Raw genomic sequence first — 25,674 nt, forward strand, 5'->3', positions numbered from 1 at the left:
GTTGTCCCTACCTGTCAGACGAGGTCTTCGAGCACCGCGCGCAACGCCGGCGCCGTGCGCGCCGGGTCGTTGAGGAACCGCGTCGAAGCCAGCACGTGCGCGGGCGCGATCCGCTCCCACAGCAGGCCGTCGACCGGCACCTCGGCGATGTGCAGCTCCACGCTCTGCGCCCACCGGCCGATCCGCGACTCGATGCCGCGCAGCACGTCGCCGATCGGCAACGCCGCCGGGCGCTGCACCCGGTGCAGCTCCTCGATGCCCGGCTTCAGCGCCAGCACCGCGGCGCGGCAGGCAGGCCGGGTCAGCAACGCCTCGGCGTTCTCCGGCTCGATCGGTTCGGCGCCCCGCGTGCACGCGTCCAGCGCGTCGGCCCACCAGCCCGGCCACTCGGCGGTCACGGCGGCGCGGTCGACACCCGCGGGCACCCGCACCGGCAGCGACGGCTCCAGACCCGGCACGTGCGGCTCGACGTCGACCGACAACGCCAGCGAGTCCCGCACGTAGAGCGCGGCCAGCAGCCCGAGGCTCACCCCGTGGCCGATGCCTGACACCTCCCGCGCGAACTTCATGCCTTCATTGTCCCCGTGCCGGAGCGGTGGAATCGTCGCGGCCACAGATCAAGAAGGACACGATTGGCTCCAGCTCGTCCTCGTTCGGAGCAACGTCGGCGATCAGGCCCTGGATCAGCAGCCCGTCGACGGCCGCGAGGAGCGCGCGGAACGCCACCGGGTCGGCCGGGCGCATCGCCTCCACCGCGAGGTCGAGCCACCGGCGTGCGGCGGCCCTCAGCTCGGGACGCCGGCCCGCCAGCAGGTAGAGCTCGTACTCGGCGAGCGTGCGGCCGCGGTTCTCGTTGACGGCCTTGGCGAGCATCGCCGCGATCTCACGCGCCGTGCCGCCCCGTGCCACCGTGCCGAGCATTTCCTCGCACGTCTCTTCGGCGGCCTGCACCAGCGTTGCGATCAACAGGTCGTCGAGGGTCGCGAAGTAGTAGGTGGGCGCTGTCGTCGGCACGCCCGCTTCCCGCGCCACGCTGCGATGGGTCACGCCCGCGACGCCGTCACGTTCGATGACCCTCAAGGTGGCCTCGACGATCGCGCGGCGCTTCTTCTCACCGCGCGCTCGCCGGCCGTCCACTGCGACTGCGGTCAGTGCGTCCTCCCGAGCTCGAGCGTCACCACGCCTCCGATGATCAGCGCCAGCCCGATGACCATCGTGGGGTTGAGGGTCTCGCCCAGGAACTTCCAGCCGATGACCGCGACGGCAGCGACTCCGACGGCGGACCACACGGCGTAGGCGACGCCCACGGGCATACCCAACTTCAACGCGCGCGAAAGTGCTGTGAAGGCGATCGCATAACCGACGACGACGACCGCTGACGGCCACGGTCTGCTGAAGCCGTCGGACAGCTTCAGCGACACGGTGGCGGCGATCTCGCCCACGATCGCCGCGGCGAGGTACAGGTACAACACGGCGACCTCCGGAGGTTCGAACCAACTACTTGAACAAGTGTTCCATAAGTTTTTGATCAATTTCCGAATACTTGACCGGTACGTGACGAGACACCGGCCACGTCCAAGTGGTTACTCACGAGTAACGTGGCCTAGACTCCCGCCATGACCCTCCAGCTGGTTCTCGGACTCGTCGCCGTAGCGGTGAGCGTCGTCGCCTGGGGCGTGTTCGGCGCTGGCGTCGGGAAGATGATCAAGATCATCCGGCTCGGCCAGCCGGACGGCACTCGCAAGGGACCGTTCTGGCCGCGCCTGAAGACGTTGATCGTCGAGTTCGTCGCGCACACCAGGATGGCCAAGTTCCGCGCGGTCGCCCCGTGGCACTGGATGGTGATGTGGGGCTTCCTCATCGGCTCCGCGGTGCTGTTCGAGGCCTACGGCGAGGTGTTCGACCCGCACTTCCACTGGCCGATCATCGGCACGTGGTCGGTCTGGCTGCTGCTGGTCGAGCTGCTGGGCCTCGGCACCGTCGTCGGCGGTGTGGCCCTGGCGATCATCCGTCAGCGCAACCACCCGCGCCGCGCCGACCGGGTCTCCCGCTTCCAGGGCTCCGACTTCAAGGCCGCGTACTTCGTCGAGGCCGTCGTGATCATCGAGGGCGTCGGCATCCTGCTGGTCAAGGCGTTCAAGCAGTCGAGCGGCCTCGAGTCCGCGCCGCTGTGGACGTCGTTCGTGACGCAGCCGCTCTCCCACCTGCTGCCGTCGGCGCCGATCTGGGTCTCCGTGATGGCGCTGGTCAAGCTGCTGTCCGGCATGATCTGGCTGGTCGTGGTCGGCCGGAAGCTGACGATGGGCGTTGCCTGGCACCGGTTCTCGGCGTTCTTCAACATCTACTTCAAGCGCGAGGACGACGGCGGCGTCGCCCTGGGCGCGCTCAAGCCGATGATGTCCGGCGGCAAGGTCCTGGACCTGGAGGAGGCCGACCCGGACAAGGACGTGTTCGGCGTCGGCAAGGTCGAGGACTTCAGCTGGAAGGGCTGGCTCGACTTCTCCACGTGCACCGAGTGCGGCCGCTGCCAGTCGCAGTGCCCCGCCTGGAACACCGGCAAGCCCCTGTCACCCAAGCTGGTCATCACGCAGCTGCGCGACCACGCGTTCGCCAAGGCCCCGTACCTGCTGGCCGGTGGCTCGCGCGACATGGCCGGTGACGAGGTCGGCCTGGTCGAGGACAAGTACGAGGACTACAAGAAGCGCCTCGAGTCCATCGACGTGCTGGCGATGGCCGAGTCCGAGCGCCCGCTGGTCGGCGGCCCCGACGAGTTGGGCGTCATCGACCCCGAGGTGCTGTGGTCCTGCACGACCTGTGGCGCGTGCGTCGAGCAGTGCCCGGTCGACATCGAGCACGTCGACCACATCGTCGACATGCGCCGCTACCAGGTGCTGATCGAGTCGAACTTCCCGACCGAGCTCGGCGGCATGTTCAAGAACCTGGAGAACAAGGGCAACCCGTGGGGCCAGAACGCCAAGGACCGCCTGGCGTGGACCGAGGGCCTCGAGTTCGAGGTGCCGGTGTTCGACGGCGAGCTGGGCGACGCGGAGTACCTGTTCTGGGTCGGCTGCGCCGGTGCGTTCGAGGACCGCGCGAAGAAGACCACCCGCGCCGTGGCCGAGCTGCTGCACACCGCGGACGTCAAGTACACGGTGCTCGGCCCGGAGGAGACCTGCACCGGTGACCCGGCCCGCCGCGCCGGCAACGAGTTCCTCTTCCAGATGCTCGCGCAGCAGAACGTCGAGGTCCTCAACTCGGTCTTCGAGGACCGGCCCGCCGGTCAGCGCAAGATCGTCGTGACGTGTGCGCACTGCTTCAACACGCTGGCCAACGAGTACCCGCAGGTCGGCGGCACGTACGAGGTCGTGCACCACACGCAGCTGCTGAACAAGCTGGTGCGCGAACGCCGTCTGGTGCCGGTCGCGCCGGTCACCGAGGACGTCACCTACCACGACCCGTGCTACCTGGGCCGCCACAACAAGGTCTACGAGGCTCCGCGCGAGCTCATCGGTGCGTCCGGCGCGAAGCTGCGCGAGATGCCGCGCCACGAGGAACGCTCCATGTGCTGTGGTGCCGGTGGTGCCCGCATGTGGATGGAGGAGCGGATCGGCAAGCGCATCAACGTCGACCGCGTCGACGAGGCGTTGTCCACCGCGCCGTCGAAGATCGCGACCGGCTGCCCGTTCTGCCGCGTGATGCTGACCGACGGTGTGACCGCGCGTCAGTCGGACGGCCAGGCCGGTGCGCACGTCGAGGTCGTGGACGTGGCGCAGATGCTGCTCGAGTCCGTGCGACGCGGCACCGAGAAGAAGGACACGCCGACCGACGAGGTCCCGACCGGCACGCCGTTGCCGGACGAGGACAAGGCGAAGGCCTGATCCTGACGTGATGAGAACGGCCTCCGGTCCACAGTGGACCGGAGGCCGTTTTCAGTTTCCCGTCAGAAAGCCCAGACCTTGAGCTTCTTGACGTTGTTGTCCAGGTTCACGTCCGGCGCGCCGAGGGTCTCGGCGGTCGCGACGATCTCGCCGCGCCTGATCGGCCCGTCCACCCGTGCCTTGATCGTGTACGTGACGGACTCGCCGATGTACGTGTCCGCCTGGTACACGCTCGACAGGCTCACGCGCTGTCCGTCGATGCCCCAGACAGGTGCGTTGGCGGACAACGGGGTCAGCCCCTCCGGCAGCGTGGCGTAGCCGTGCAGCGGCGTGGGCATGTTGCTCTTGTTCCGGTAAGTGACCTTGACCTCGACCTCGTCACCGACGTGCATGAAGCGTGGCGCGTCCACGCGGTCGACCGCCGTGTCGAACCGCCCCGGCACGAAACCGGCGTCGTACGGACCAGCCTGGCCGCCCGGTGCGAGGGTGAACTTCTCGGTGTCGAGCGTGTTCTGGTCGAAGTCCGAGTCGCCGCCGCTCTTCGTGAACGTCGTCTCGTACTGCCGCGCGACCATGGTCACCACGTAGGTGCCCGCCGGGACGTCCTCGAACCGGTAGTTGCCGTTGGCGTCGGTGGTCGCCCCCCGGTACAGCCCCGGGATCAGGAAGGTGTAGCCGGCTCGCGGCGCCTCGCCCGGCTGCCGGATGCCGTCACCGTTGTCGTCGAACCACGCCGACCCGGTGATCACACCGCCCGGCTCGTCGGCCATCGCCGGTTGGACGACGACGGCCGACGCCGCGAGCGCGAGCCCGATTGCAGAAAGTCTTGCCACAGCACGCATTTCAATTCCCCCAGGAATTCAGTGAACTAGCACTCTGAGGGACGTGCTTCCTCTATCAGGGTTGCGTCAGTCGTTGTCGGTGACCTTGTCGTAGATCACGTTCAGCACCCAGCCGGTCAGGGCGACGATGATCGCCCCCCAGAACGCGGGCCAGAAGCCGTCGACGCGGAACGGCAGATCGAGCTGCTCGGCGATCCACCCGGTGAACATGAACAGCAACGCGTTCACCACGAGCCCGATCAGGCCGAGCGTGACCAGGTAGAAGAAGCAGCCGAAGAACTTCACCAGCGGCTTCACGACCGCGTTCACCAGACCGAAGATCACCGCGACGCCGATCAGCGTGAGGATTCTCGAGCCGGTGGTGCCCTCGCCCAGGTCGATGCCGGGGAGGGCGGTCGACACCCAGACCGCCACGGCAGTCAGCAGCACATGCACCAAGATGCCCATGCCGCAGACTAACCGTGACGGGTCCTATGTGGTCACGAGCGGCGGCGGCGCGCCACGAAGAACACGCTCACACCGGCCGCGATCAGCACCGCACCCAGACCGAGGAACCCGAGCACCGAGGCGCCCGTCGAGGCGAGACCGGACTTGTCGCCCGCCTTCACCACGGCCGGAGCGGTCGTGGTGGTCGTCGTCGGCGCGGTGGTCGACGACGGCGTGGACGGCTCCGTCGTGGTGCCCTTCTCCACGACCTTGACCTGCTTGTAGAAGGGCTGGCCCTGGTTCTTGTGGTCGACGTCCTTGAACCCACCGATGAACGGGCGGGCGAACGGGCCGATCTGCGACAGACCGGTGCCGACGATCTCGAGCTTCATCTTCACCGTGATCGACTGGCCCGGCATCAGCTTCGCGACCGTCTCGAACTCCTGCATCGTGCCGGTCACGTTGTCGCTGAGCGAGATCAGCTCGACGTTGTCGGGGCCGACGCCGAACACCACGACCGACAACTTGCCGGGGACGTCGCCCTTGTTGAGCAGCTTGAACTCGACCTCGATCTGGTCGCCGACCACGTAGGTGTCCTTGGCCGGGCTGATCGTGGTGTCCTCGAGCGCACCGTCGCCCTTGGGCTCGAAGTAGCGCGCGTCGGCTCGGATGTCGCGCTCGCTCCCGGCCGGCCCGAGGGCGAGCGCGCCAGTCACCCAGTCGACGTCCACAGCGGACTTCGGCTTCGCCAGGGCCAGGCCGTTCCTCGTGAGGTCCGGCGAGGTCAGCGTCAGCGCGCCCAACGGCAGGTCGAGCTGGTAGGCGCCGTCCGCGCCCGCCTGGACCTCGGCGCTGAACTGCGCACCGGACTGGACCTGGCCGCTCACCTTGATCTTGCCGGTGTGCGTCTTCTCGTCGGCCTGCTTCACGCCGTCACCGTTGGTGTCGACGAACGTGAAGCCGTTGAGGAAGTAGCCGCGCAACGGGTAGTCGGCGTCCGTCCTGGACTCCGACACGTCGTGCCCGAGCCTGGTGCTGGAGTAGTCCTTCTCCAGGCTGCTGGTGACGTACTTGGGCCCCTTGGGCAGCACGGCCCGGTACCTGCCGTCCGGACCGGTCGGGTAAGTGCCGACCAGTTCGCCGGTGTCCTGGACGCGGATCTGGACACCCGGTCCGCCGGCCCTGACGTTCTCACCGGCGTTGTAGGCGTTGTCGCCGTTGCGGTCGATGTAGAACAGGCCTTCCACGGTGATCTTCTCGTCCTGCGCGAAGGCGGGTGCGCCTGCCGCGGTCAGCACGAGGGCAGCCGTCATCGTGACGGCGAAGACGTTCTTCACTGATCCCCCAGCGTTCGATGCTCCACAGTGGAGTCGAACGACCGGGGGTTCAGGTTGCGTGATGCTCGTCACTCCGACAACGGATAGCCACCCACGTCGCACCCCTCCCTCTCGTGCCCAGTTAGCACGATATCGGATAGTACGAGATCGTAGCAATTACTCCTTGCTGTCGAGTGCGAGCCGTGTGCGCCGGTGCGCGGGCCCCAGCTCGCCCGAGAGCACCTCCATCACCTGACGCAGCAGGTCGCGCAGGTTCTCCAGGTCGGCACCCGGCAACGCGGTGAAGAGGTCCCGCTCCCGTTCCGCCTGACCTGCGACGATCTGCAGGAAGATCTCGCGGCCCGCGTCGGTGAGCGTCGCGGGCAACGACCGGCGGTCGCTCGGGTCGAGCTCGCGGACCACCAGGCCCGCCTTCTCCAGCCGGTCGAGCCGGCTCGTGATCGTGGTGGCCGGGCTCAGCGTGCCGTTCGCGAGCTGCTTGGGCGTGAGCCGGTGCGGCGGTCCGATCCAGAAGAGCCTGGCGAGGATCTCGTAGTCGGCACGGTTGAGCCCGTGCGGCGCGGCGATCTCCGTGGCGAGGAAGTCGAGGTACTTGCTGATCTGGTGGACCCGGTCGACCACACCCTCGACCACCGGATCGATCGCCGGAACCATGGCCCTCCACGACTCGACCTCGGCGTCGGTGTCGTCCGCACCTCGCTTGCCCATCCCACGATGGTAGTTGCGCCGTCATGCAGAACGGCCCGCGTCTCTCCCGGACGCGGGCCGTTCCGTCTTACCCCCTGGTGATCAGCGTCCCCCCGGAGCAGATCCCAGACTTAAGACACCGAAGTGCCTCCTGATGTTGCTCCCCACCGCGAATGTCACTCGAATGCAGTAGCGAACGGGTGCGCGGGCCCCTGCGGCCTAGGCTGATCTCCATGAGCGAGAAGCAGTCGGGCTCCGGTGAAAGCACGCTGACCGTCGTCCTGGCCCTGCTGGTCAACCTGGCCATCGCCATCACCAAGGCCATCGCGGGCGTGCTGACCGGTTCGGCGGCGATCCTCTCCGAAGCCGCCCACTCGGTGGCCGACACCTTCACCGAAGCCTTGCTGCTCACCGCACTGCGCCGCTCGGACCGCCCCGCCGACCGCCGCCACCCGTTCGGCTACGGCAAGGAGCGCTACTTCTGGTCGCTGCTGGCGGCCGTCTCGATCTTCGCCTCGGGCGCGATGTTCGCGTTCTACGAAGGCTTCCGCACGGTGTTCGGCGAACCGGAGGAGCAGACGCGTCCGCTGGTCGGCTACATCGTGCTCGGCCTGGCGTTCGCACTGGAATCGATCTCGTGGACCCAGGCGTTCCGGCAGGTCCGCTCGGAATCTGCCGCGCACGGCCGCGGGTTCTGGGACTTCCTGAAGATGTCGGACGACCCCACCGTGAAGACGGTGTTCCTCGAGGACTCCGCGGCGCTGATCGGCCTGGTGCTCGCGTTCGCAGGCCTCGGCCTGCACCAGCTCACGGGTTCATCGTTGTGGGACGGCCTGGCCTCACTCGCGATCGGCCTGCTGCTGGCCCTCGTCGCGTACGTCCTCGCCCGCACCAACAAGGGACTCCTGATCGGACGCCAGGCGGACCCCGTGATGGTCAAGGCGATCTGGCGCCGGCTGTCCGAGGTGCAGGAGGTCGACGCCGTCGTGGACGTGCTGACGATGCTGATCGGCACCGACCGCGTCCTGCTCTGCGCGCGCCTCGACTTCGACGACTCGTTGACGGCCTTCGAGCTCGAGAACGCGTGCGTGCGCATCTCCGGGGAACTGCGGTCCGAGTTCCCGGACCTCGACGAGATCTTCCTGGAGCCCGTACCTCGAACCGATCCGGATCTGAGGCGGCGGGTGCTCGACCGGTACGGCTTCTAGCGGCGCGTGTCCGTGCGGTGGAAGTTGAGGTAAGCCCTGCTGGGCGTCGGCCCGCGCTGCCCCTGGTACCGGCTGCCGGCCTGCTGCGAGCCGTACGGGTGCTCCGCCGGGCTCGACAGCTTGAACAGGCAGAGCTGCCCGATCTTCATGCCGGGGTGCAACGTGATCGGCAGGTTCGCGACGTTGGACAGCTCCAGCGTGATGTGGCCGGAGAAGCCGGGGTCGATGAAGCCGGCCGTGGAATGGGTCAGCAGCCCGAGCCGGCCGAGGCTGGACTTGCCTTCGAGGCGCCCGGCCAGGTCGTCCGGCAACGTCACCATCTCGTAGGTGGAGCCGAGCACGAACTCGCCGGGGTGCAGCACGAACGGCTCACCGTCCGGCGTCTCGACCAGGCTCGTCAGGTCGTCCTGCTGCTGCGCCGGGTCGATGTGCGTGTAGCGCGTGTTGTTGAAGACGCGGAAGAAGCGGTCGAGGCGCACGTCGATGCTCGACGGCTGGAGCATCTCGACGTCGAACGGGTCGAGGACGAGACGGCCGGACTCGACCTCTTTGCGCAGATCCTGGTCACTCAGCAGCACCCGGACAGGCTAGCCCAGGCTTGTGTATGATCGGCGACGCACTGCTTCGCGGGTGTAGTTCATTGGTAGAACGACAGCTTCCCAAGCTGTAGAGGCGGGTTCGATTCCCGTCACCCGCTCGCGACCGAGGCCGAAGTGTGTCTGCAGAGAGCGCAGACCCACTTCGGCCTCTCGGTTTTTCTCTGGGGGCCAAGCCCCCAGACCCCCGGCCGGGGGGAGCCCCCGGACCCCCATCCACGTGTGTTTCGGCAGCTGCCAACTGGCGATGAGACATCAGCCCCGTACCGGCTGACGGCTCCAGCGTGCTGCGCGGTCTGCGGCGGTAGGTCAAGCCGGCCCGCCACGCCGATGCCGATCGGGTTCATTCATCGGGAATGAACGTTCCGTCGTGGCGTTTGTCAGCAAAACGTCCGTCCGGCTTTTTGCTGCGCGGATTGGAATGCTTCACTCGATCCGGTGACGTGCGTCTCAGATGGGCACTAACGACAGGTAAGAAGTACGCCTGGCGTCGCTCTTTCGATAACGCTGAAGCACTCAGTCGGATGGTTCGCCAGTTACCGCTCTGTAGGCCCGAATTAACCGGGAGTGACCTCTGAGACCCGACGATCGAGCCTCGTTCGACGTCCTCGCGGACGCCCTGGCGCAGGCCCACGCAGACCGAATCACCGGCGCGTTGTGCGTTGCCGGAAACGCAGGCGGATTCTTTCATTTGCGCGACGGCGCGGTGGTCGCGGTGGACAGCCCCGGTTCTCCCGGAGCGGACGTGTTGCTGGTGAGCTCGGGAATGATCGGACAAAGCGACTGGACCGCGGCCCTGGTGGACAGTGTCGAGTTGCGGTCGCTCGAGGCGGCGCTCGCCTCCCGGGGGATCGGAGCCACCGAGGTCCAGGACATCGCGACGGCCGCCGTCCGGGACGGGACGTTCGCCGTTGCCGCCGGCGACATCGAGCGGTGCTTCGTCGACGAGTCCGTCGACGAACCCCTGCTCCCGGCGTCGACCGGCGTCGACCCGGACGTGCTGCTGGCTGAAACGGCCCGCCAGCTGGACGTGCTGAGCTCGGTGTCGCCTTACCGGGACCGCGTGGTCGCCGCGCCGGAGCGCAGCGGCTCGACCGTGGAGGAGCGCGAGATCATCGCGCTCGCCACCGGCAGGCGCAACGCACGGGACATGGCCTTCGCCCTCGGGCGCGGCCTCCACCCGGTGACGGTCGCGATCGCCGGGATGCTCGACGACGGACTGCTGGAAATCGCCCCACCCGACACATCGTTCAGTTTTTCGCATTGGGGGCTGGCTGCACTGCGTCCTCGGACAGGAGCGGAGCTCCTGCCCCACCCCAGGCCGCGGGAGGTGGAATGTTAGTCCTGAGCGGTTCGGCCTTTCCAATTCAGGAATGGAGTGAGTTGAACTACGACGCCCTGGGCGCCGAACTCCAGAAACTTCGAGAAAACGTGGCCGGAGTGACCGACACGGTGCTCGCCGCGTCCGACGGAATCCCCATCCTCGCCGACGTGGCGAAGAACGTCGACCCCGCGCACATCTCCGCACTGGCCGCGGCCGGCCTCGGAATCGCACGTCAGACCACGGAGGTGGTCGGTCTGGGCACGCTCGGCCAGACCGTTGTGTTCGGCAGCGAGGGTTACATGGCCGTGTACGCGATCGGCAGGCTGTCGCTGATGGTCGTGCTCGGGGACAAGGGGCTGAACCTCGGCCGCCTTCTCCACGAGTCCCGCCCCGTGATCGAACGGGTCGGCGCGATTCTGGCCGCTTAGCGGACCGAAGGGTGCTGCGCCTTCTCGGGCGCTCTGCGCACATCAGCACATCACTCCGAGAAATGGTCGCAGCGCATGTTCTCGCTTGGCTCATTGCTCACCACGACAATCTTTTCCGCATGGAGGCGTGTCCGCATGCCATCGAGACACAGGAAAGCGGCCGCGCCGTCCCAACAACCAGCTGAAACAGGGAAGTGGGTTTTGATGAACATCGATGTCGCGTTGAAAGAGGCCATGTCCATCTCCGGCGCCGTTGGTGTCGCGCTCGTCGACCACGACAGCGGGATGTCGCTCGGCACCAGCGGCGGAGGCGACTGGCTGAACCTGGAGATCGCCGCGGCCGGCAACACCGAGGTCATCCGGTCGAAACTCAGGGTGATGCAGGCGCTCGGCCTCAACGACACCATCGAGGACATCCTGATCACCCTGCACCGCCAGTACCACCTGATCCGGCTGATGGGCGGTGTGAAATCCAGAAGCTCGCTCTTCCTCTACCTCGTGCTGGAAAGGGATGTCGCGAACCTCGCGATGGCCCGGCACCAGCTCAAGCGCATCGAATCCGACCTCCAGGTCTAGGCGGATCGGCGCGGGAAAGGCCGACAGACCGCCTGGTGACGGTCGTCGGCCTTTTCCGCTTGCGCTGACCGGATAGTTTCCGGAGCGTGACCGTTTCCCAGCGCGATCTCTTGCACTGGCAGTGCGACCTGACGTGGTCGCTCTTCGAATACCACCTCGACCTGCTCGACCCGGCCGACCTCCTCTGGGAGCCGAAGAGTCCGCACGTCTTCTCGATGCGGCACGACGGCACGACCTGGGAGCGGGACTGGCCGACGCCTGAGCAGGAGTCCGCGGGCGTGGCGACGATGGCCTGGCTGACCTGGCACGTCGGCTGGTGGTGGACGGCCGCGATCGACCACGTCCGCGACGACGAGCCGCGTGAGGTCGTCTGGCCGGGACCGGACGGAGCCGTCGGCTGGCTGCGCGGCCTGCGCGAGGAGTGGCGCGAGGCGCTCGACCGTGCGGACCTCGACGCGAAGACGACCTTCCCGTGGCCGGACGGCTCCCTGACGGTGGCGCACACTGCGGCGTGGGTGAACGCCGAGCTCATGAAGAACGTGGCCGAGATCGGGCAGCTGCGGCGTCTAGTCGACCGGTAGGCCCCACGGCCGCCGGTCGAGCTCCACCCAGCCCCCGCCCCTGGCCAGCGCCGCCCTCACTCCGGCCACGTGCTGGGCGAACGACGCGAGATCGCCGTGCAGCAGCTCGGCGCGCTCCACGTCCAACGGGTGCGTGTCGTCGTGCCAGAGATCGACCGGGAACGAAGCCACGAACGGCATCGACTGCAACAGCTGGAGAAGAGCCACCGAGGGTCGCGTCGACTCGGCGAGGTAGTCCAGCCGGATCGACTCGCAGGCCGCGAGCAGCTCGCGCACCTGGCGGATGGCGTCGGCCGGGGTGCCGTTCCACGACGGGTCCGGCCAGACGCGGTCGCTCAGCTCCAGCCAGAGCCGCCAGCCCGCGGCCAGTTCCGCGTCGTCCGCGGGACTCCACTTACCCATGGCATCCACTGTGCATGCGTTACCGCGCATGAGTCTCGTGACGATGACGCACGCCACGGAACCATCGCGCCACACGTACGTCCTCTAGCGCATGACGAATACGTGGCAAGGACGCACCGCGCTGCGCAGTCTCGCCATCGGGCTCGCGCTGGGGACGGTCCTCACGCTGCTCGCCCTGCCGGCGCTCAAGTACGAGATCGCCGATCACGCCAACCTGCTGACGCGGGTGCTCGCCTACGGCTTCCTGCTCGTGCCCGTTGCGGTTGTCACCGTGCTGAAGAGCGAAAGCCCCATCACGCACACGACCGGGCTCGTGGCCGGTGCGACGGTGGTGCTGGCCACCACCGCCCAGACCTACACCGGCACGCCGATGCCCTACGTGTGGCTCGCGGCGACGACCCTGTTCGGGTGCGCCGCCGCGAGGATCATCAGGAACGAGCGTTACGCCTTGACGGCCTCGACGTCGGGCTCGTCGGCCTTCAACGAGTCGATCAACGCGTCGCGTTCGGCCGTCGGTTCGGGCTTCGCGAAGCCGATCACCAGGTAGAGCACGAGCGAGACCAGCAGCGGCGTCGAGACGATCAGGGCCTGCGAGACCGTGAAGTCCTTCAGGAACTGCTGTTCGACGTAGAGGAACACCCAGGTCGCCAGGCCGCCGACGGTCGAGGTCAGTGCGGCGGTCGGGCCGACCTTGCGGAACCACGGCAGCAGGCCGAGCATCAGCGGGATCGCGATCGGGCCCATCGTGGCTGCCACCAGGGCGATCACGACCTTCAGCACGAAGCCCTTGGTGTCCGCGGTCAACGCGATGGTCATCGACAGACCGATGAACAGGAACGTGGTGATGCGCGCCAACCGCAGTTGTGCGTCCGCGGTCATCGTCCGTGCGCCCTTCCAGATGCGCGGGAGGATGTCACGGGTGATCACGGCGGTGATGACGTTGGCGTCGGAGGAGACCATCGCCATCGTGTGCGAGAAGAAGCCGGCGAGGACGAGGCCCACCATGCCCGCGGGCAGCATGGCCTTGCCCATCTCGACGTAGGCCTGTTCCGCGTTGCCCTCCATGCCCGGCACGATCAGCGGCGCCGCCCACATCGGGAAGAACAGCACGAGCGGCCACACCAGCCACAGCGCCGCGGACAGCAGGGCAGAGCGCTTCGCGGCGAAACCCGACGGGGCGGCCATGTAGCGCTGGGCCAGGTTCCACATGCCGCCGTTGTACTCGAGCGTCTTGATCAGGAAGAGCGCCATGAAGAACGTCAGCGTGTAGGGGCCGGTCAGCGGGTCGCTGTGGCTCTCGGGGAGCTTGTCCCAGATCGTCCACATGAAGTCGAGGCCGCCGAAGTGCGAGGCGACCGCGAAGAACATCGCGAAGCCCGCGAGGCCCTGGATGATGAACTGGCCGAAGTCGGTCAGCGCGTCGGCCCAGAGGCCGCCGAGCACCGAGTAGACCATCGTGACGACACCGACGAGCGCGATGCCCCAGCCGATGGGAACGCCGGCGAAGCCCTGCAGCAGCAGTGAGACGGCGACCCACTTGGCCGCGATGTCGACGACCTTCAGGCCCGCACCCGCCCACGCCATGACCTGCTGGGTCGGCACGTTGTAGCGGATGGCCAGGTACTCGAGCGGCGACTTCACGTCGTGCTTGGCCCTCAGCCGGTTCCAGGCGGGCGCCCACAGGAACGCGCCGATTCCGACACCGAGACCGATCGTCAGCGACCACCAGATGTAGACCGTGAGGCCGAGCCGGTACGCCTCCGCCGCGAACGCGACGAACATGACGGCGCTGTACCCGGACATGTGGTGGGAGATGCCCGACAACCACCAGGGCATCTTGCCGCCGGCGGTGAAGAAGTCGGCGATGTTGTTGATCCGCCCGCGGGACCAGAGCCCGATGCCGACCATCACCACGAAGTAACCGGCGACCACGATCCAATCGAGGGTGCCCATGTGACCTCCTTGCGTGCACACACGTGTGCCCGCGAGAGCACCAGGCCTCATGGCGGCGGGAACCTGGCACATCCGCACGGGATATGTGACGTAGGTCTTACGAGACTGTTGCCGTGGGACGGAAGACCTTCGCCGGTCTTGAATCACATTCGTGACCCTTGTTCATCCACGTGAAACGGCTAGTCCGCGTCACACGTCCGAGGGAACGACGTCTCACCTCCGGATGCACGAACGGAGGTGCTGATGCTCCCGCCCAGCCGGCCTGCTCCCGGCGTCGCGCTGATCGACCCCGTACCGCTCTACCGCGAGGGCCTGTCGGCTCTGGTCCGGCGGACCGCCGGCCTGCGCTGGCTCGGCTCGACGGGCGACCTGCACGCCGCCGTTCGCCTGCACGAACGACTGCGCCCCGACGTGCTCCTCGTCGACTCCGTGCTCGATCCCGTCGGCCACCTGGCACGGCTTCTGGTCGAGCGCGACCCGAACCTGCTCGTCATCGGACTCGTCCGGGACGCGCACTCCCACGCGAACTACGTCACGACCGCGCTGGAGGCAGGCGTTCGCGGCGTCGTGCCGCGCAGCGCCCAGCCGGAGCAGATCGTGCGGGTGATCGCGGAGACCTGCCGTTCACGCGGCTACGTGCACCCCGACCTGCGCCCCAGGGAACGGCCGACGCTCACCCGGCGCGAGTACGAGGTCCTCACGCTCATCGCGGACGGCCTGGAGAACCAGCAGGTCGCGGACGAGCTGATCGTGTCCGTCGAGACCGTGCGAACCCACGTGAAGGGCATCCTGCGCAAGCTCAGCGCGCGCGACAGGACGCACGCCGTGTCGCTCGCCTACCGGTCAGGACTGCTGATCGGCCGCCCAGCCGTGCTCGAGTAGCCCGAACACCTCGTCGGCCGCCTGCTCGCGGTCCTCCCGGCCGAAGATCACGTCACGTGACTCCAGGGCGAACCGGGCCAGCGCGACGCACCTGACGTCGTCCGCAGGCACCCCGACCTCCTCGGCGATGGCGCGCGCCAGCCCCTCCTGGTGGCGCATCCACATCTTGTGCTCGTACGTCCGCAACGCCGGCGTCTCCTGCACCAGCCGGTTGAACGCGCCGAACAGCGGATGGTCGACGTGCCCGTACGACATCCGCACGAAGTGGTCCCGCAGCGCGCGTGGGATCGACTGTCCCGCCGGCCGGTTCCGCACCGCGCCGACCAGTTCGGCCTCCTGCTGCTCGTCCTCGTCGAAGAGCAACGACTCCTTGCTCGGGAAGTGCTTGAACAGCGTCGTCACGGACACGTCCGCGCGGTCGGCGATCTCCTTCACGCCCACGTCGTCGAACCCGCGCGCCAGGAACAGCTCCAGCGCCGCGTCGGCGATCGACTGACGGGTCTGCAGCTTCTTGCGCTCACGGCGGCCGAGTTCGGTCACCGCACGATCGTAGCGCACCGGTGTAGCCACTTCAAAAGTTGAGTGGTTGCACTTTTGTAGTCGATGCGCTTTCATCGAAGACATGACCACACCACGCATCGCCATCGCGGGAGCCGGCCTCGGCGGCCTCACCTGCGCCCGCGTCCTCCAGCTGCACGGCCTCACCGACGTCACCGTCTTCGAGCGCGAGACCTCTCCCGACGCCCGCCAGCAGGGCGGCACGATCGACCTGCACGCCGGCAGCGGCCAGGAGGCCATCCGCGCCGCCGGCCTGTTCGACGAGTGGCGCGCGCTCGCCCGTTTCGAAGGCCAGGAGCAGCGCAAGGTCGACCACGCCACCGCCGCGTTGATCGAGCACGAGCCCGCGGAGGGCGACTTCCGGCCGGAGATCGACCGCGGCCAGCTCCGGAACCTGCTGCTCGACTCGCTCACGCCGGGAACCGTCAGCTGGGGCCTCGGCATCAGCTCCGCGGCACCGGGCGGCGAAGTCACGTTCCCCGACGGGTCGACCGCGAGGTTCGACCTGGTCATCGGCGCGGACGGCGCCTGGTCACGGGTGCGCCAGGCCCTGTCGCCGGCCGTGCCGCGGTACACCGGCGTGATGTTCGTGGAGACCCGTCACGACAACGACGAACGCCTGCTCGACCTCACCGGCCAGGGCACGATGGTCGTGGACCACGAGGGCCTGATGCTGTGGGCGCAGCGCAACAGCGGCAATCACATCCGCGCGTACGCGTGCATGCGCGCGCGTGAGGACTGGAAGCCCTCCAACGCCGAACTGCTCGACCTCTACGCGGACTGGCACCCGGACCTGAAGGCGTTCCTCGCCGGCGAACTGATCCACCGGCCCCTCTACGCGCTGCCCGTGCCCCACACGTGGGAGACCACACCCGGCGTGACGTTGCTCGGTGACGCCGCCCACCTCATGCCGCCGCTCGGCGTCGGGGCGAACCTCGCCATGGAGGACGCGGCCGAACTCGCGGTCGCGATCGCCGAGCACGGCGTCCGAGACGGTGTGCGGGCCTACGAATCGGTCATGTTGCCGCGCGCGATCGACGCACAGGAGCGCACGAACGCAGGTCTCCTGGACATGGTTCCCGAGCGCCCGATACGCGTCTGACCGGCACTCATGCCCGATTCAGGTCGCCAGGAGGAGTGTCTACTTCGCCACCAGTGGGTGGTCACCCTTGCCGGGGTTACTGTCGAGTAATACTCTGTTGTTACCGGTCAGTAGGCGACCCCGCCGCGACCCTGAGGAGTGAGCTGACGAGATGGGCCACTACAAGAGCAACGTCCGGGATCTCGAATTCAACCTGTTCGAGGTCTTCAACGTGCAGGACCACCTCGGCAAGGGGCCGTTCGAGCAGTCCGACGAGGACACCGCGCGCGGCGTTCTGTCCGAGATGAAGACGCTCGCGGAGGGTCCGCTCGCGGACTCGTTCGCCGATGCCGACCGCAACCCGCCGAAGTACGACCCGGCCACGTTCTCGGCGACCCTGCCGGAGTCGCTGAAGAAGTCGTACCAGGCGATCTGGGACGGCGAGTGGTACCGCATGTTCCTGCCCGAGGCGCTGGGCGGCTTCGGCACGCCCCCGTCGGTGGCGTGGGCCGCGTCCGAGATGATCCTGGGCGCCAACCCGCCGATCTACATGTACCTGGCGGGCCCGAGCTTCGCGACGGTCGTCTACAACAACGGCACCGAGCGCGACAAGCACTGGGCGCAGATCATGATCGACCGCGGCTGGGGCGCCACGATGGTGCTGACCGAGCCGGACGCGGGTTCCGACGTCGGCGCCGGCCGCACCAAGGCGATCAAGCAGGACGACGGCTCCTGGCACATCGAGGGCGTGAAGCGGTTCATCACGTCCGGTGACCAGGACCTGACCGAGAACATCATGCACATGGTGCTGGCGCGTCCCGAGGGCGAAGGCATCGAGGCGAAGCCGGGCACCAAGGGCCTGTCGCTGTTCCTCGTGCCGAAGTTCCACTTCGACCCGCAGACCGGTGACCTGGGCGAGCGCAACGGCGCCTTCGTGACCAACGTCGAGCACAAGATGGGCATCAAGGCGTCCACCACGTGCGAGCTGACGTTCGGCCAGCACGGCGTCCCCGCCAAGGGCTGGCTGCTGGGCGAGGTGCACGACGGCATCGCGCAGATGTTCGACGTCATCGAGTACGCCCGCATGATGGTCGGCACCAAGGCCATCGCGACGCTGTCGACCGGCTACCTGAACGCGCTGTCCTACGCCAAGGAGCGCGTCCAGTCCGCCGACCTCACGCGCATGACGGACAAGACCGCCCCGCGCGTCACCATCACCAACCACCCGGACGTGCGCCGCAGCCTGATGCTGCAGAAGGCGTACGCCGAGGGCCTGCGCGCCGTGTACCTGTACACCGCGACGTTCCAGGACAAGGTGATGCTCGGCGGCGACGACGCCAAGCTCGCGGCCCAGGTCAACGACCTGCTGCTGCCGATCGTCAAGGGCGTCGGCTCGGAGCGCGCGTACGAGCAGCTGGCGCAGTCGCTGCAGACGCTGGGCGGCTCGGGCTTCCTGCAGGAGTACCCGATCGAGCAGTACATCCGGGACTCGAAGATCGACTCGCTGTACGAGGGCACCACGGCCATCCAGTCGCTGGACTTCTTCTTCCGGAAGATCATCCGCGACAAGGGCCAGGCGCTCGCGTTCATCAACGGCGAGATCCAGTCCTTCCTCGACAACGAGGGCGGCAACGGTCGCCTGAAGGAGGAGCGCGCGCTGCTCAAGCAGGGTCTCGAGGACCTGCAGGGCATGCTGGGCGCCCTGGTCGGCTTCCTGACCTCGTCGCAGGAGGACGTCCGCAACCTCTACAAGGTCGGCCAGAACTCGGTCCGCCTGCTGATGACCGCGGGTGACGTGCTCGTCGGCTGGCTGCTGCTGCGCCAGGCCGAGGTCGCGCTGCAGAAGCTCGACGGCGCGCCGTCGGCCAAGGACAAGGCGTTCTACGAGGGCAAGATCGCCGTGGCGTCGTTCTTCGCGAAGAACGTGCTGCCGGAGCTCACGTCCCGCCGCAAGATCGCCGAGTCGACCGACAACGCTCTGATGGACGTGGACGAGAGCGTCTTCTAAGCGTCTTTCAAGCGCTGCAAGGACAACGGGTCCCCGCACCTCCTGCCCGAGGTGCGGGGACCCGTTTCTCATTCCTTGAGGGCTCGTGCGGCGACGAAGCAGTAGACGCCGAACGCGGCGATGCCGATCGCGACCGCGGTGAGCAGGAACGCGCCGTAAGGCTGTGCCGCCAACGTGTGCAGCGCCTTGTCCATGCCGCCGGACTGCTCCGGGTCCGCGTAGATCGCCGCGAGTCCGACGAGGACACCGATCACGCCGTACGCGACGCCCTTGCCGATCCAGCCGATCCGTCCGACCGGCTCGATCCACGACGGTGCGCGGCTCATGTCGAGGTCCTTCTCGAAGGACTTCTTGATTCCTTTGTAGACGATCACGCCCGCGGTGATGAGCACGCCGATCGCCACCGCGCCGACGAGCAGCTGGCCGCCTGGCCACGACAGCACCTGCGCGGTCAGCTCCTGCTGCTTCTCCGTGCTGTCGCCGGCGGAGCCGCTGGTCGCGTACTTGAAGGCGGCCAGGGCGATCGCTGTCGCCGTGATGGCACGGGCGGCGGAACCGATGCGCTTGGAGATCCGCTTCCGCTGCTTCTCGACGTAGGTGTAGCCCACGCAGGCCAGGATCAGCTGCCAGATCGCGAAGAACACCAGACCGATGCCGACCGTCCACAACAGCCAGGCACCGTTCTCCGCGAGCTCCGTCAGCGCGCCCTTGGAATCCGTCCGCTCGGCGTCGCCGCCGAACGCGACCTGGAGCGCCAGCCACGCGATGAGCACGTGGACCGCCCCGTACACAACCATCCCCACCCGCCCCAGAGTCTGGACGACGGGGTGTCTTCGCGCCTCATGCGCAACAGTGGCCACGAACGGGTGAATACCCGCGCGTGGCCACTGTGAACCGGGCTTTGTCTCAGCCGCCGGGCGGCGGCTCACAAACGATCTTGTACTGCGGGTCGTAGCGAACCGTGCGCGACTCGCTGCGGGACTGGCCGGTGCGGCGGTCCTTGATCGTGCGGGTGTCCGTCACCGAGAAGCCGGGGACGCCGTTGCTCGGCGAGCAACCGGCCTTGGTGACCTTCTTCTCCTGCGGCTGGGTCGGGTTGAACTCGCCGCTGGTGGAGCCGGTGACGTCGTAGTTCTTGGTGCCCCAGAGCCTGATGGTGATCGTGGAGGGCGTCCAGATCGTCTGGATGGCGATGCCCGTGTCGTCCGGGTTCGTGAACGCGATGTCGATCGGGCTGTTGCCCGCGGTGTCCATGAACACGGTGGCCTCACGGCCCTTCGGGTACCGCGTGATCCAGTAGCTGTGCTCCTTGTGGCCCGCGTCCTTCATGCCCGCGACGTAGGACGCGTTGTAGAGCGTGGTCGCGAACTGCGAGATGCCGCCACCGACCGCCTTGTCGGGGATGCCGTCGTTGATGATGCCGGCCTCGACGTAGCCCTGCGCGGTGCCGCGGGGGCCGGTGTACTTGTTGAGGCTGAACGTCTCGTGCGGCTTCACGATGGCGCCGTTGACCTTCTCGGCCACGACCCGGATGTTGACGCCCGAGGCAGCGGCGAAGCCACCGGTGGTGAACTCGCCGATGACCTCCTTGATGCCCATCTTGTTCGCCTGCTCGGTGGTGACCTTCGCGGGCGTGTGCTTGTACTCGAACTTGAGCTCGCGCGCGTCGGTCTTCTTCAGCACGTCGAAGTAGGGCTGGAGGTTCTTGTCCCAGTCGACGCCGAGGCCGTCCACCGACTCCTTCACGACCGGCTTGCCGCCCTCGAACACGATCTGGGCGTCCTTGCCCTCTTTCTCCGTGTCCTTGAGCTGCGGGCCGACCGCCTCGACGAGCTTGTCCTTGTTCGCCGCGACGTTCAGCGCGCCGCCGTCGCCGGGCGTGAAGGCCAGCGTGGCGCCGATCTGCTCCGGGGTGAGCGTCGCGTCCTTGCCCTCGCCCTTGATCGTGACGGGACCGGACACGGCCGTCTTGACGACCTCGTTGAGCGCCTTCTCGACGCCTTCCTTGGTCGTCTTCACCGGGGTGAAGTCCATCGGGACCTCGACCGGGCTGCCGGACGCCCAGTTCGCGACGACCGCGCCCGCGGCCTGGTCGGCCTTGAGCTTCTGGCCGTCGTGCGGGTCCACGGCGACGGGCTTGGCGCCCTCGAACTTGATGGTGCCCTCGATGGGGTCGTGGTCGAGCTTCGGCCGCAGGGCCTCGAGCGCGCCGGTGACCTTCGCGTTGTCGCCCTTCGTCGCGACACCGACCTCGCGACTGGTGAAGAACGAGGTGACGCGCGTGACCGGGCTGAGCGGCTGGCTGCCCGCGCGGTCGATCGTGGCGTCCCAGTCGAGCTCCAGACCCGCGGCCTTGGGGTCGAGCTCGGCGTTGACGTCGCCGGCCTTGAGCGCGACGGGCTTGCTGAGCCGCGGGCCGATCTCGTCGCGCAGCTTCTTCTCGGCGTCGTCGTGGCTCATGCCGCCGACGTCGACGCCAGCCACGGTCACGCCGCGGGGCACGTTGCCGCTGGACACGAGGATGTCGAGGCCGTAGAGCAGGCCGAACGCTCCGACCACGGCCGCGGCCACGATCAGCGCCTTCTTCTTCGTGTTCTTCGGCGGGGCGTCGTCCTCGCCCGGCTCGATCATCACGGGCCCGTAGACGCCCGAGTCCTCTGGCTGCGGCGCCGGCGGCGCCACCGGCCGCATGTACTCGGTGGCGTCCTCGCTGGCGGGGAACCCGACGTTGGGCACGGCCGCCGTGACGGTCGGCTCGCTGGTGTCCGGCTCCTCCGACGGCCACGCGTCGGTGGCGGCGTTCAGCTGGACCGGGTTGATCTTGGTGGTCTGCTCCGAGGCCGTGCCGCCGGGACCCACCGGAGGCATCGCTCTCGTCTTGTCAGCGTCGTACGGCACAGCTCTCCCCGTTGCCCTGTCTCTACTGAGGTGGCATATGTGTGTAGCTATCAGGCGCAGATCACGAACCGGCGGCTCATAGGTACAGACCAGTACCGTGCTCGGTGAGCTCCGATGCAACGGCGTGCAGGTCGCGTTCCTTCATCACGAGATACGTGGTGCCCTGCACCTCGACCTCAAGCTGATCTTCCGGGTTGAACAGAACCCGGTCGCCGACCTTCACGTGCCGCACGCTGGTACCGACTCCGAACACATCACCCCACGCCAACCGCTTCGCCATCTGGGCCGTAGCGGGGATCACGATGCCTCCGCTGGAACGCCGCTCGCCGTCCTCCGGCGAGATGCGCACCATGACGCGGTCGTACAGCATCTGGATCTCGAGCTTGACATCAGGCACCCGCAGAGTCTACGTGGCCTCCCGACCGGCCTCGTCCATGCCGCCCATGAGCAGGGGCAGGCGGGTAGGTGCATCGGCAACAACTCGAACCGGCACCCCCCAGTCCTGCCTGGTCAGACGGCAGACCGGGTGTTCGTCGGAAGGATCGTCACTGCAACTGGCGGCCTGCGCTACGACGTGCAAAACGCCGTTCGTGACCTGATCGTTGATCCGCAACGCCCGTACCAGATCGGTGCCGACCCCGGCACCCTCCAAGATCAGCTCCGGGGGCGAGCTGGTGATCTCCAGACGCGTGGACGGTCCGTACCTTTCGTCCAGTTTCGTCCCTGTGGGCGGCGTGAACACGACAGCCAGCTCGAACGCGCCCGCGGCGATGTCCGTGCTCGGCCGCTTCACCTCGTGGGCCTCACCGTCGATCTTGGTGGCGGCGGCCGCGAACCGTTCGAGCCGGTGGGCCGCGCTCGCCACGACGACCAGTTCGCCGTCGACGAGCAGCGCGTCGGACGGCTCGGCGATGTCGGTGGCGATGGTGGACAGCGTCCTGGTCTCCGGGTCGTAGCGCCTGATCGCGTTGTTGTAGGTGTCAGAGATGACGACGGAGTGGTCCTTGAGCACGGTGACGCCCAGCGGGTGCTGCAAGAGCGCCTCGTCCGCGTCGCCGTCCTTGTGCCCGAACGCGAACAACCCCTTGCCGATGACGGTGTGGACCTCACCGTTCTCGAGGTAGCGCAGCGCACTCGTCTCGGAGTCGACCATCCACAGCCTGTCGCCGTCCGCGGCCAGCCCCGACGTCTGCGCGAAGAAGGCCCCTTCGGCCGGACCGTCGTTGATGCCCTCGACGGTGGTGCCCGCGAGCCTGCTGACGGTGCCCGTCGCGGGGTCGAAGAAGCCGAGCGTGTGGTTGCCGGCCATGGCGATGGCCACGCCACCGTTCCACCAGGCGACGTCCCACGGGCTGGTGAGGTCGATCTTGTCGGCCGGCCCGTCCGTCTCACCGTCCCGCCACTGCTCGCCGGTGCCCGCGAGCGTCGTGACCTCGCCCGTGTCGAGGTCGATGCCGCGCAGGAGGTGGTTGACGGTGTCCGCGACGACGACGTCGTAACCGTGGGTCTTCGGGACCAGCGTGAGGCCCGCGGGCTCGGAGAAGGTGGGGTTCAGCCCGTCGGCCCGACCACGTTCGCCGGTGCCGATGCGACGGATGACCGTCTCGCCGTCAGCCTCCAGCTCCACGATGCCGTGGTGGGCGGAGTCGCTGACCAGGATCGTGTTGCTCGGCGTGACGACGGCCTTCGCGGGGAACCTGAGCGTGGTGTTCGTGGGCTCGGGCGCGACGTACGGACCGGTGCCGCGGTGCAGCGTGCCCTTGGCGTCGTGCTCCTCGACCAGCTCCCCGATGATCGTCCTGAGCGCCTCGACGTGCCCCTCACCAGCGGCGACGTGCACGACGTAGCCCTCGGGGTCGACCAGCACGAGCGTCGGCCAGGCCTTGACCGCGTAGTTCTGCCAGGTCGTGAGCTCCGGGTCGTCGAGGACGGGGTGGTGCACCTCGTAGCGCTCGACGGCGGCCTTGAGCGCGTCAGCGTCGGCCTCGTGGACGAACTTCGGCGAGTGCACGCCGATCGTGACCAGCACGTCCTCGAACTCGCGCTCGAGCGGCCGCAGCTCGTCGAGGACGTGCAGGCAGTTGATGCAGCAGAACGTCCAGAAGTCCAGCAGCACGATCTTGCCGCGGAGATCCTTGAGGGCGACGGTGGTGTCACCGGTGTTCAGCCAGCCGCGTCCTACCAGCTCAGGGGCTCGTACACGGGCACGCTTCGGTTTCGCGGTACTCACGGGCGTAGTCAACATCCTGGGGCATGGCACCGATTCCGCATCCCACGATGCGGACGCCGACCGTACAGCTCTAGCTGGTGGCAATAAAGGAGGAAGCCAAGCCGCTCCCTACCCATCTTGTCGGACAGCAGAGTAAGTGTTGACAGACAACCTACAACTAGGTGACCCTTGACACGACGAGACGCCTGGGACCGCCCACACCCAGGAGCACGTGCTCGCCGAGTCGGGAGGGAACGAGATGTCCGCAGGGAGTGCACTCTGACAGGGTGGTACCGAATTCGCAGTGGCGTAGTCGGCTTTTCGTGAACTCGTGGTCGAAGGAACAGCGGCCACTGGAACAGACATTCGCCGCCTCGCACGCCTACACGGCCATCGCCCACTTCTTCCGCGTGTACGAATCGTAGGAACTCAGGCCCGGTTTCGTTGCTGCCCAAGGCGCACGACCGAGCCGCTGAAATCGGTCGTTGGCTCGTCGCCCACCGAAGGGGCAATCTCCGCCCAGTTCTGACGTGACTGACCCGTTGCACGTGCTGTGGTGTGACAACAGGCCAAGAGGATGGCCGAGTCCAATCTGGTCACCGCGAGGGATCGGTCTGGGACCTGGCAGTTGTTCACCTCAAGCTCGACTGAGGTACACCCGCGCCACCAGGACGAATCGTCGCTGCGCCGGCCGACTGTCCGCTCGACATCTTCTGACTCGACGCGGACTCAAGCTAGCCCAACCACGCTCAGCGTATTTCGTATCCAGGCAGGTCTTGACCACTACACATGCCTACTTGGCAATATAGCTTAGTTGGCATATGGGCCCCTACGGGTGAATCGCTTGAGCATCGTTGCAAGGCGCTGACGTCAGGTGTCCGTTCAACGAAGTAGGACAACCTAGAGCGCCAGCTGCTGTTCTCCCAGGTCACAGCCGCATTGCCGATGCTGACCGGTTAACGCACCGTTCTGGGGAGGTACGGCGTCTCTGACCGCACCCGCACGGCAAGCGGTTCTGACCTGCAAAGACGCTTCGGCTCGCCCATTCACCGGCCCCACGCGAACTTTCGCCGGTGGAGTGTCTACAGTTCCCGCACCCCAACCACCCGCACCCGAAGAGGGTGCTTGTTCGCGCACCCCTTTAGTTTCTTCGGCCGCCGCGAGCACGCATGTAAGTCGACGACCTAGAGCCCTGGACACAAGCCCGCCCCGAGGAAGGCCACGATGCAGACGCCAACAGTGCAACCCCCAGACCCCATCTGGGACTTCCTAACGCAAGCGCTCCCCTACGTCTTCGGGTTCGCTGTCGTCCTAGTCGTCCTCAAGTACAACCGGGGCAGGATCGAGCTGACGTTCCTCAAGATCTTCAAACTCCTGCACCTCGGGACTAAGACCGACCAGCCCGAAACGAAGGAACTTCCGAAGGAGCCGGGTGACGGCGGCTCACACTGATGCGCCTCGTACTCGACATGGCCTCGCCCAACTCGGGACACCGAGCACCGCTCTCAGAGCCACGCGCATACCGAACGCCAGCGGTGATCGAGTGAACTGGGTGGTACATGTCCGCACCACACGCCCTCATCGACAACCCCACAGATTCCGATCGTAGGCACAACGCCAGCTGACCGGAGTGAACGTCTGTCAGCAGAACGTCCAGAAGTCCAGCAGCACGATCTTGCCGCGGAGATCCTTGAGGGCGACGGTGGTGTCACCGGTGTTCAGCCAGCCGCGTCCTACCAGCTCAGGGGCACGGACACGGGCACGGCGCTTCACAGTCGTCACGGCCGTATCCAACACCGT

27 protein-coding genes and 1 tRNA gene are annotated in these 25,674 nt (G+C 67.3%); 12 read left to right on the forward strand and 16 right to left on the reverse strand.

Annotated features, from left to right (window positions below; translation table 11 throughout):
- Positions 1-14: 14 nt before the first annotated feature.
- The 3 genes from AOM45_RS01015 to AOM45_RS01025 are packed head-to-tail and all read right to left on the reverse strand — an operon-like array spanning position 15 to position 1,472.
- Complete coding sequence (locus AOM45_RS01015) at positions 15-569, reverse strand: hypothetical protein (RefSeq protein ID WP_030465800.1); 555 nt, start codon at positions 567-569, stop codon at positions 15-17.
- 4 nt (positions 570-573) lie between these two features.
- Positions 574-1,152, reverse strand: a complete 579-nt coding sequence (locus tag AOM45_RS01020; RefSeq protein WP_051782874.1) for a TetR/AcrR family transcriptional regulator — start codon at positions 1,150-1,152, stop codon at positions 574-576.
- Positions 1,149-1,472, reverse strand: coding sequence for a DMT family transporter (locus AOM45_RS01025; RefSeq protein ID WP_030465798.1), 324 nt, complete (start codon positions 1,470-1,472; stop codon positions 1,149-1,151). Before AOM45_RS01025 ends, AOM45_RS01020 begins: the two co-directional genes overlap by 4 nt.
- Before the next feature lie 144 nt (positions 1,473-1,616).
- Here AOM45_RS01025 and AOM45_RS01030 point away from each other — a divergent pair, with 144 nt between their 5' ends.
- The gene (locus AOM45_RS01030; RefSeq protein WP_030465797.1) at positions 1,617-3,878 is read left to right on the forward strand and encodes a (Fe-S)-binding protein; all 2,262 of its coding nucleotides are present in this window, start codon (positions 1,617-1,619) and stop codon (positions 3,876-3,878) included.
- Between the two features lie 62 nt (positions 3,879-3,940).
- On the opposite strand, the gene AOM45_RS01035 is transcribed toward AOM45_RS01030, so the two are convergent.
- The 4 genes from AOM45_RS01035 to AOM45_RS01050 form a co-directional block, all read right to left on the reverse strand.
- On the reverse strand, positions 3,941-4,711 hold the full coding sequence (locus AOM45_RS01035) for an SdrD B-like domain-containing protein (protein WP_162185612.1): 771 nt from the start codon (positions 4,709-4,711) through the stop codon (positions 3,941-3,943).
- 75 nt (positions 4,712-4,786) lie between these two features.
- Complete coding sequence (locus AOM45_RS01040; protein WP_030465795.1) at positions 4,787-5,167, reverse strand: phage holin family protein; 381 nt, start codon at positions 5,165-5,167, stop codon at positions 4,787-4,789.
- A gap of 32 nt (positions 5,168-5,199) precedes the next feature.
- A complete protein-coding gene (locus AOM45_RS01045) occupies positions 5,200-6,483 on the reverse strand; it encodes a hypothetical protein (protein WP_030465794.1) in 1,284 nt (427 codons plus the stop codon).
- Between the two features lie 156 nt (positions 6,484-6,639).
- A complete protein-coding gene (locus AOM45_RS01050; protein ID WP_051782844.1) occupies positions 6,640-7,191 on the reverse strand; it encodes a MarR family winged helix-turn-helix transcriptional regulator in 552 nt (183 codons plus the stop codon).
- Between the two features lie 212 nt (positions 7,192-7,403).
- Here AOM45_RS01050 and AOM45_RS01055 point away from each other — a divergent pair, with 212 nt between their 5' ends.
- Positions 7,404-8,378 (forward strand): cation diffusion facilitator family transporter, encoded by a 975-nt coding sequence (locus tag AOM45_RS01055; protein WP_030465792.1) that lies wholly within the window; start codon positions 7,404-7,406, stop codon positions 8,376-8,378.
- Here AOM45_RS01055 and dcd read toward each other — a convergent pair.
- The gene (gene dcd, locus AOM45_RS01060; protein ID WP_030465791.1) at positions 8,375-8,956 is read right to left on the reverse strand and encodes a dCTP deaminase; all 582 of its coding nucleotides are present in this window, start codon (positions 8,954-8,956) and stop codon (positions 8,375-8,377) included. The genes AOM45_RS01055 and dcd overlap by 4 nt on opposite strands.
- Before the next feature lie 48 nt (positions 8,957-9,004).
- Between dcd and AOM45_RS01065 the strand changes: the two genes are divergently transcribed.
- From AOM45_RS01065 to AOM45_RS01085, 5 genes are all read left to right on the forward strand, one after another.
- Positions 9,005-9,075, forward strand: a tRNA-Gly gene (locus tag AOM45_RS01065).
- 665 nt (positions 9,076-9,740) lie between these two features.
- Positions 9,741-10,316: a hypothetical protein gene (locus AOM45_RS01070; RefSeq protein ID WP_156093603.1), complete on the forward strand. Its 576-nt coding sequence runs from the start codon at positions 9,741-9,743 to the stop codon at positions 10,314-10,316.
- On the forward strand, positions 10,310-10,726 hold the full coding sequence (locus AOM45_RS01075; RefSeq protein WP_269083621.1) for a roadblock/LC7 domain-containing protein: 417 nt from the start codon (positions 10,310-10,312) through the stop codon (positions 10,724-10,726). Before AOM45_RS01070 ends, AOM45_RS01075 begins: the two co-directional genes overlap by 7 nt.
- Positions 10,727-10,930: 204 nt before the next feature.
- The gene (locus AOM45_RS01080; RefSeq protein WP_030465788.1) at positions 10,931-11,302 is read left to right on the forward strand and encodes a hypothetical protein; all 372 of its coding nucleotides are present in this window, start codon (positions 10,931-10,933) and stop codon (positions 11,300-11,302) included.
- 86 nt (positions 11,303-11,388) lie between these two features.
- Positions 11,389-11,883 (forward strand): DinB family protein, encoded by a 495-nt coding sequence (locus AOM45_RS01085; RefSeq protein WP_030465787.1) that lies wholly within the window; start codon positions 11,389-11,391, stop codon positions 11,881-11,883.
- Here the strand turns inward: AOM45_RS01085 and AOM45_RS01090 are convergent.
- On the reverse strand, positions 11,869-12,285 hold the full coding sequence (locus AOM45_RS01090; protein ID WP_030465786.1) for a hypothetical protein: 417 nt from the start codon (positions 12,283-12,285) through the stop codon (positions 11,869-11,871). The two genes, AOM45_RS01085 and AOM45_RS01090, sit on opposite strands and share 15 nt — an antisense overlap.
- 91 nt (positions 12,286-12,376) lie before the next feature.
- Between AOM45_RS01090 and AOM45_RS01095 the strand changes: the two genes are divergently transcribed.
- Positions 12,377-12,832, forward strand: coding sequence for a hypothetical protein (locus AOM45_RS01095; protein ID WP_059362138.1), 456 nt, complete (start codon positions 12,377-12,379; stop codon positions 12,830-12,832).
- On the opposite strand, the gene AOM45_RS01100 is transcribed toward AOM45_RS01095, so the two are convergent.
- Positions 12,727-14,238: a sodium:solute symporter family protein gene (locus tag AOM45_RS01100; RefSeq protein WP_030465785.1), complete on the reverse strand. Its 1,512-nt coding sequence runs from the start codon at positions 14,236-14,238 to the stop codon at positions 12,727-12,729. The two genes, AOM45_RS01095 and AOM45_RS01100, sit on opposite strands and share 106 nt — an antisense overlap.
- Before the next feature lie 243 nt (positions 14,239-14,481).
- Between AOM45_RS01100 and AOM45_RS01105 the strand changes: the two genes are divergently transcribed.
- Positions 14,482-15,120, forward strand: coding sequence for a response regulator transcription factor (locus AOM45_RS01105; protein WP_051782873.1), 639 nt, complete (start codon positions 14,482-14,484; stop codon positions 15,118-15,120).
- On the opposite strand, the gene AOM45_RS01110 is transcribed toward AOM45_RS01105, so the two are convergent.
- Entirely contained in the window at positions 15,082-15,660 is a 579-nt protein-coding gene (locus AOM45_RS01110; RefSeq protein WP_030465783.1) for a TetR/AcrR family transcriptional regulator, read from the reverse strand. The two genes, AOM45_RS01105 and AOM45_RS01110, sit on opposite strands and share 39 nt — an antisense overlap.
- 82 nt (positions 15,661-15,742) lie before the next feature.
- Between AOM45_RS01110 and AOM45_RS01115 the strand changes: the two genes are divergently transcribed.
- Complete coding sequence (locus AOM45_RS01115; RefSeq protein ID WP_035909182.1) at positions 15,743-16,780, forward strand: FAD-dependent oxidoreductase; 1,038 nt, start codon at positions 15,743-15,745, stop codon at positions 16,778-16,780.
- A 151-nt stretch (positions 16,781-16,931) separates the two neighbouring features.
- Positions 16,932-18,767 carry an acyl-CoA dehydrogenase gene (locus AOM45_RS01120; protein ID WP_030465781.1) on the forward strand — a complete coding sequence of 612 codons (1,836 nt, stop codon included), beginning with the start codon at positions 16,932-16,934 and terminating at the stop codon, positions 18,765-18,767.
- Between the two features lie 68 nt (positions 18,768-18,835).
- Here AOM45_RS01120 and AOM45_RS01125 read toward each other — a convergent pair whose 3' ends face one another.
- From AOM45_RS01125 to AOM45_RS01140, 4 genes are all read right to left on the reverse strand, one after another.
- A complete protein-coding gene (locus tag AOM45_RS01125) occupies positions 18,836-19,564 on the reverse strand; it encodes a DUF1206 domain-containing protein (protein WP_051782842.1) in 729 nt (242 codons plus the stop codon).
- 109 nt (positions 19,565-19,673) lie between these two features.
- On the reverse strand, positions 19,674-21,458 hold the full coding sequence (locus AOM45_RS01130) for a VanW family protein (RefSeq protein ID WP_372497505.1): 1,785 nt from the start codon (positions 21,456-21,458) through the stop codon (positions 19,674-19,676).
- Positions 21,459-21,741: 283 nt separating this feature from the next.
- Complete coding sequence (locus AOM45_RS01135; RefSeq protein WP_081901890.1) at positions 21,742-22,035, reverse strand: GroES family chaperonin; 294 nt, start codon at positions 22,033-22,035, stop codon at positions 21,742-21,744.
- 36 nt (positions 22,036-22,071) lie between these two features.
- Positions 22,072-23,910 (reverse strand): NHL domain-containing thioredoxin family protein, encoded by a 1,839-nt coding sequence (locus AOM45_RS01140; protein ID WP_082157625.1) that lies wholly within the window; start codon positions 23,908-23,910, stop codon positions 22,072-22,074.
- Positions 23,911-25,098: 1,188 nt separating this feature from the next.
- On the opposite strand from AOM45_RS01140, the gene AOM45_RS01145 reads away from it, so the two are divergent.
- Positions 25,099-25,326, forward strand: coding sequence for a hypothetical protein (locus AOM45_RS01145; RefSeq protein WP_030465777.1), 228 nt, complete (start codon positions 25,099-25,101; stop codon positions 25,324-25,326).
- A gap of 189 nt (positions 25,327-25,515) precedes the next feature.
- Here the strand turns inward: AOM45_RS01145 and AOM45_RS50470 are convergent, their stop codons facing one another.
- Positions 25,516-25,656 (reverse strand): thioredoxin domain-containing protein, encoded by a 141-nt coding sequence (locus tag AOM45_RS50470; protein ID WP_156249712.1) that lies wholly within the window; start codon positions 25,654-25,656, stop codon positions 25,516-25,518.
- Positions 25,657-25,674: the final 18 nt, after the last annotated feature.

This window comes from Lentzea aerocolonigenes (assembly GCF_000974445.1).
Classification (GTDB): domain Bacteria; phylum Actinomycetota; class Actinomycetes; order Mycobacteriales; family Pseudonocardiaceae; genus Lentzea; species Lentzea aerocolonigenes.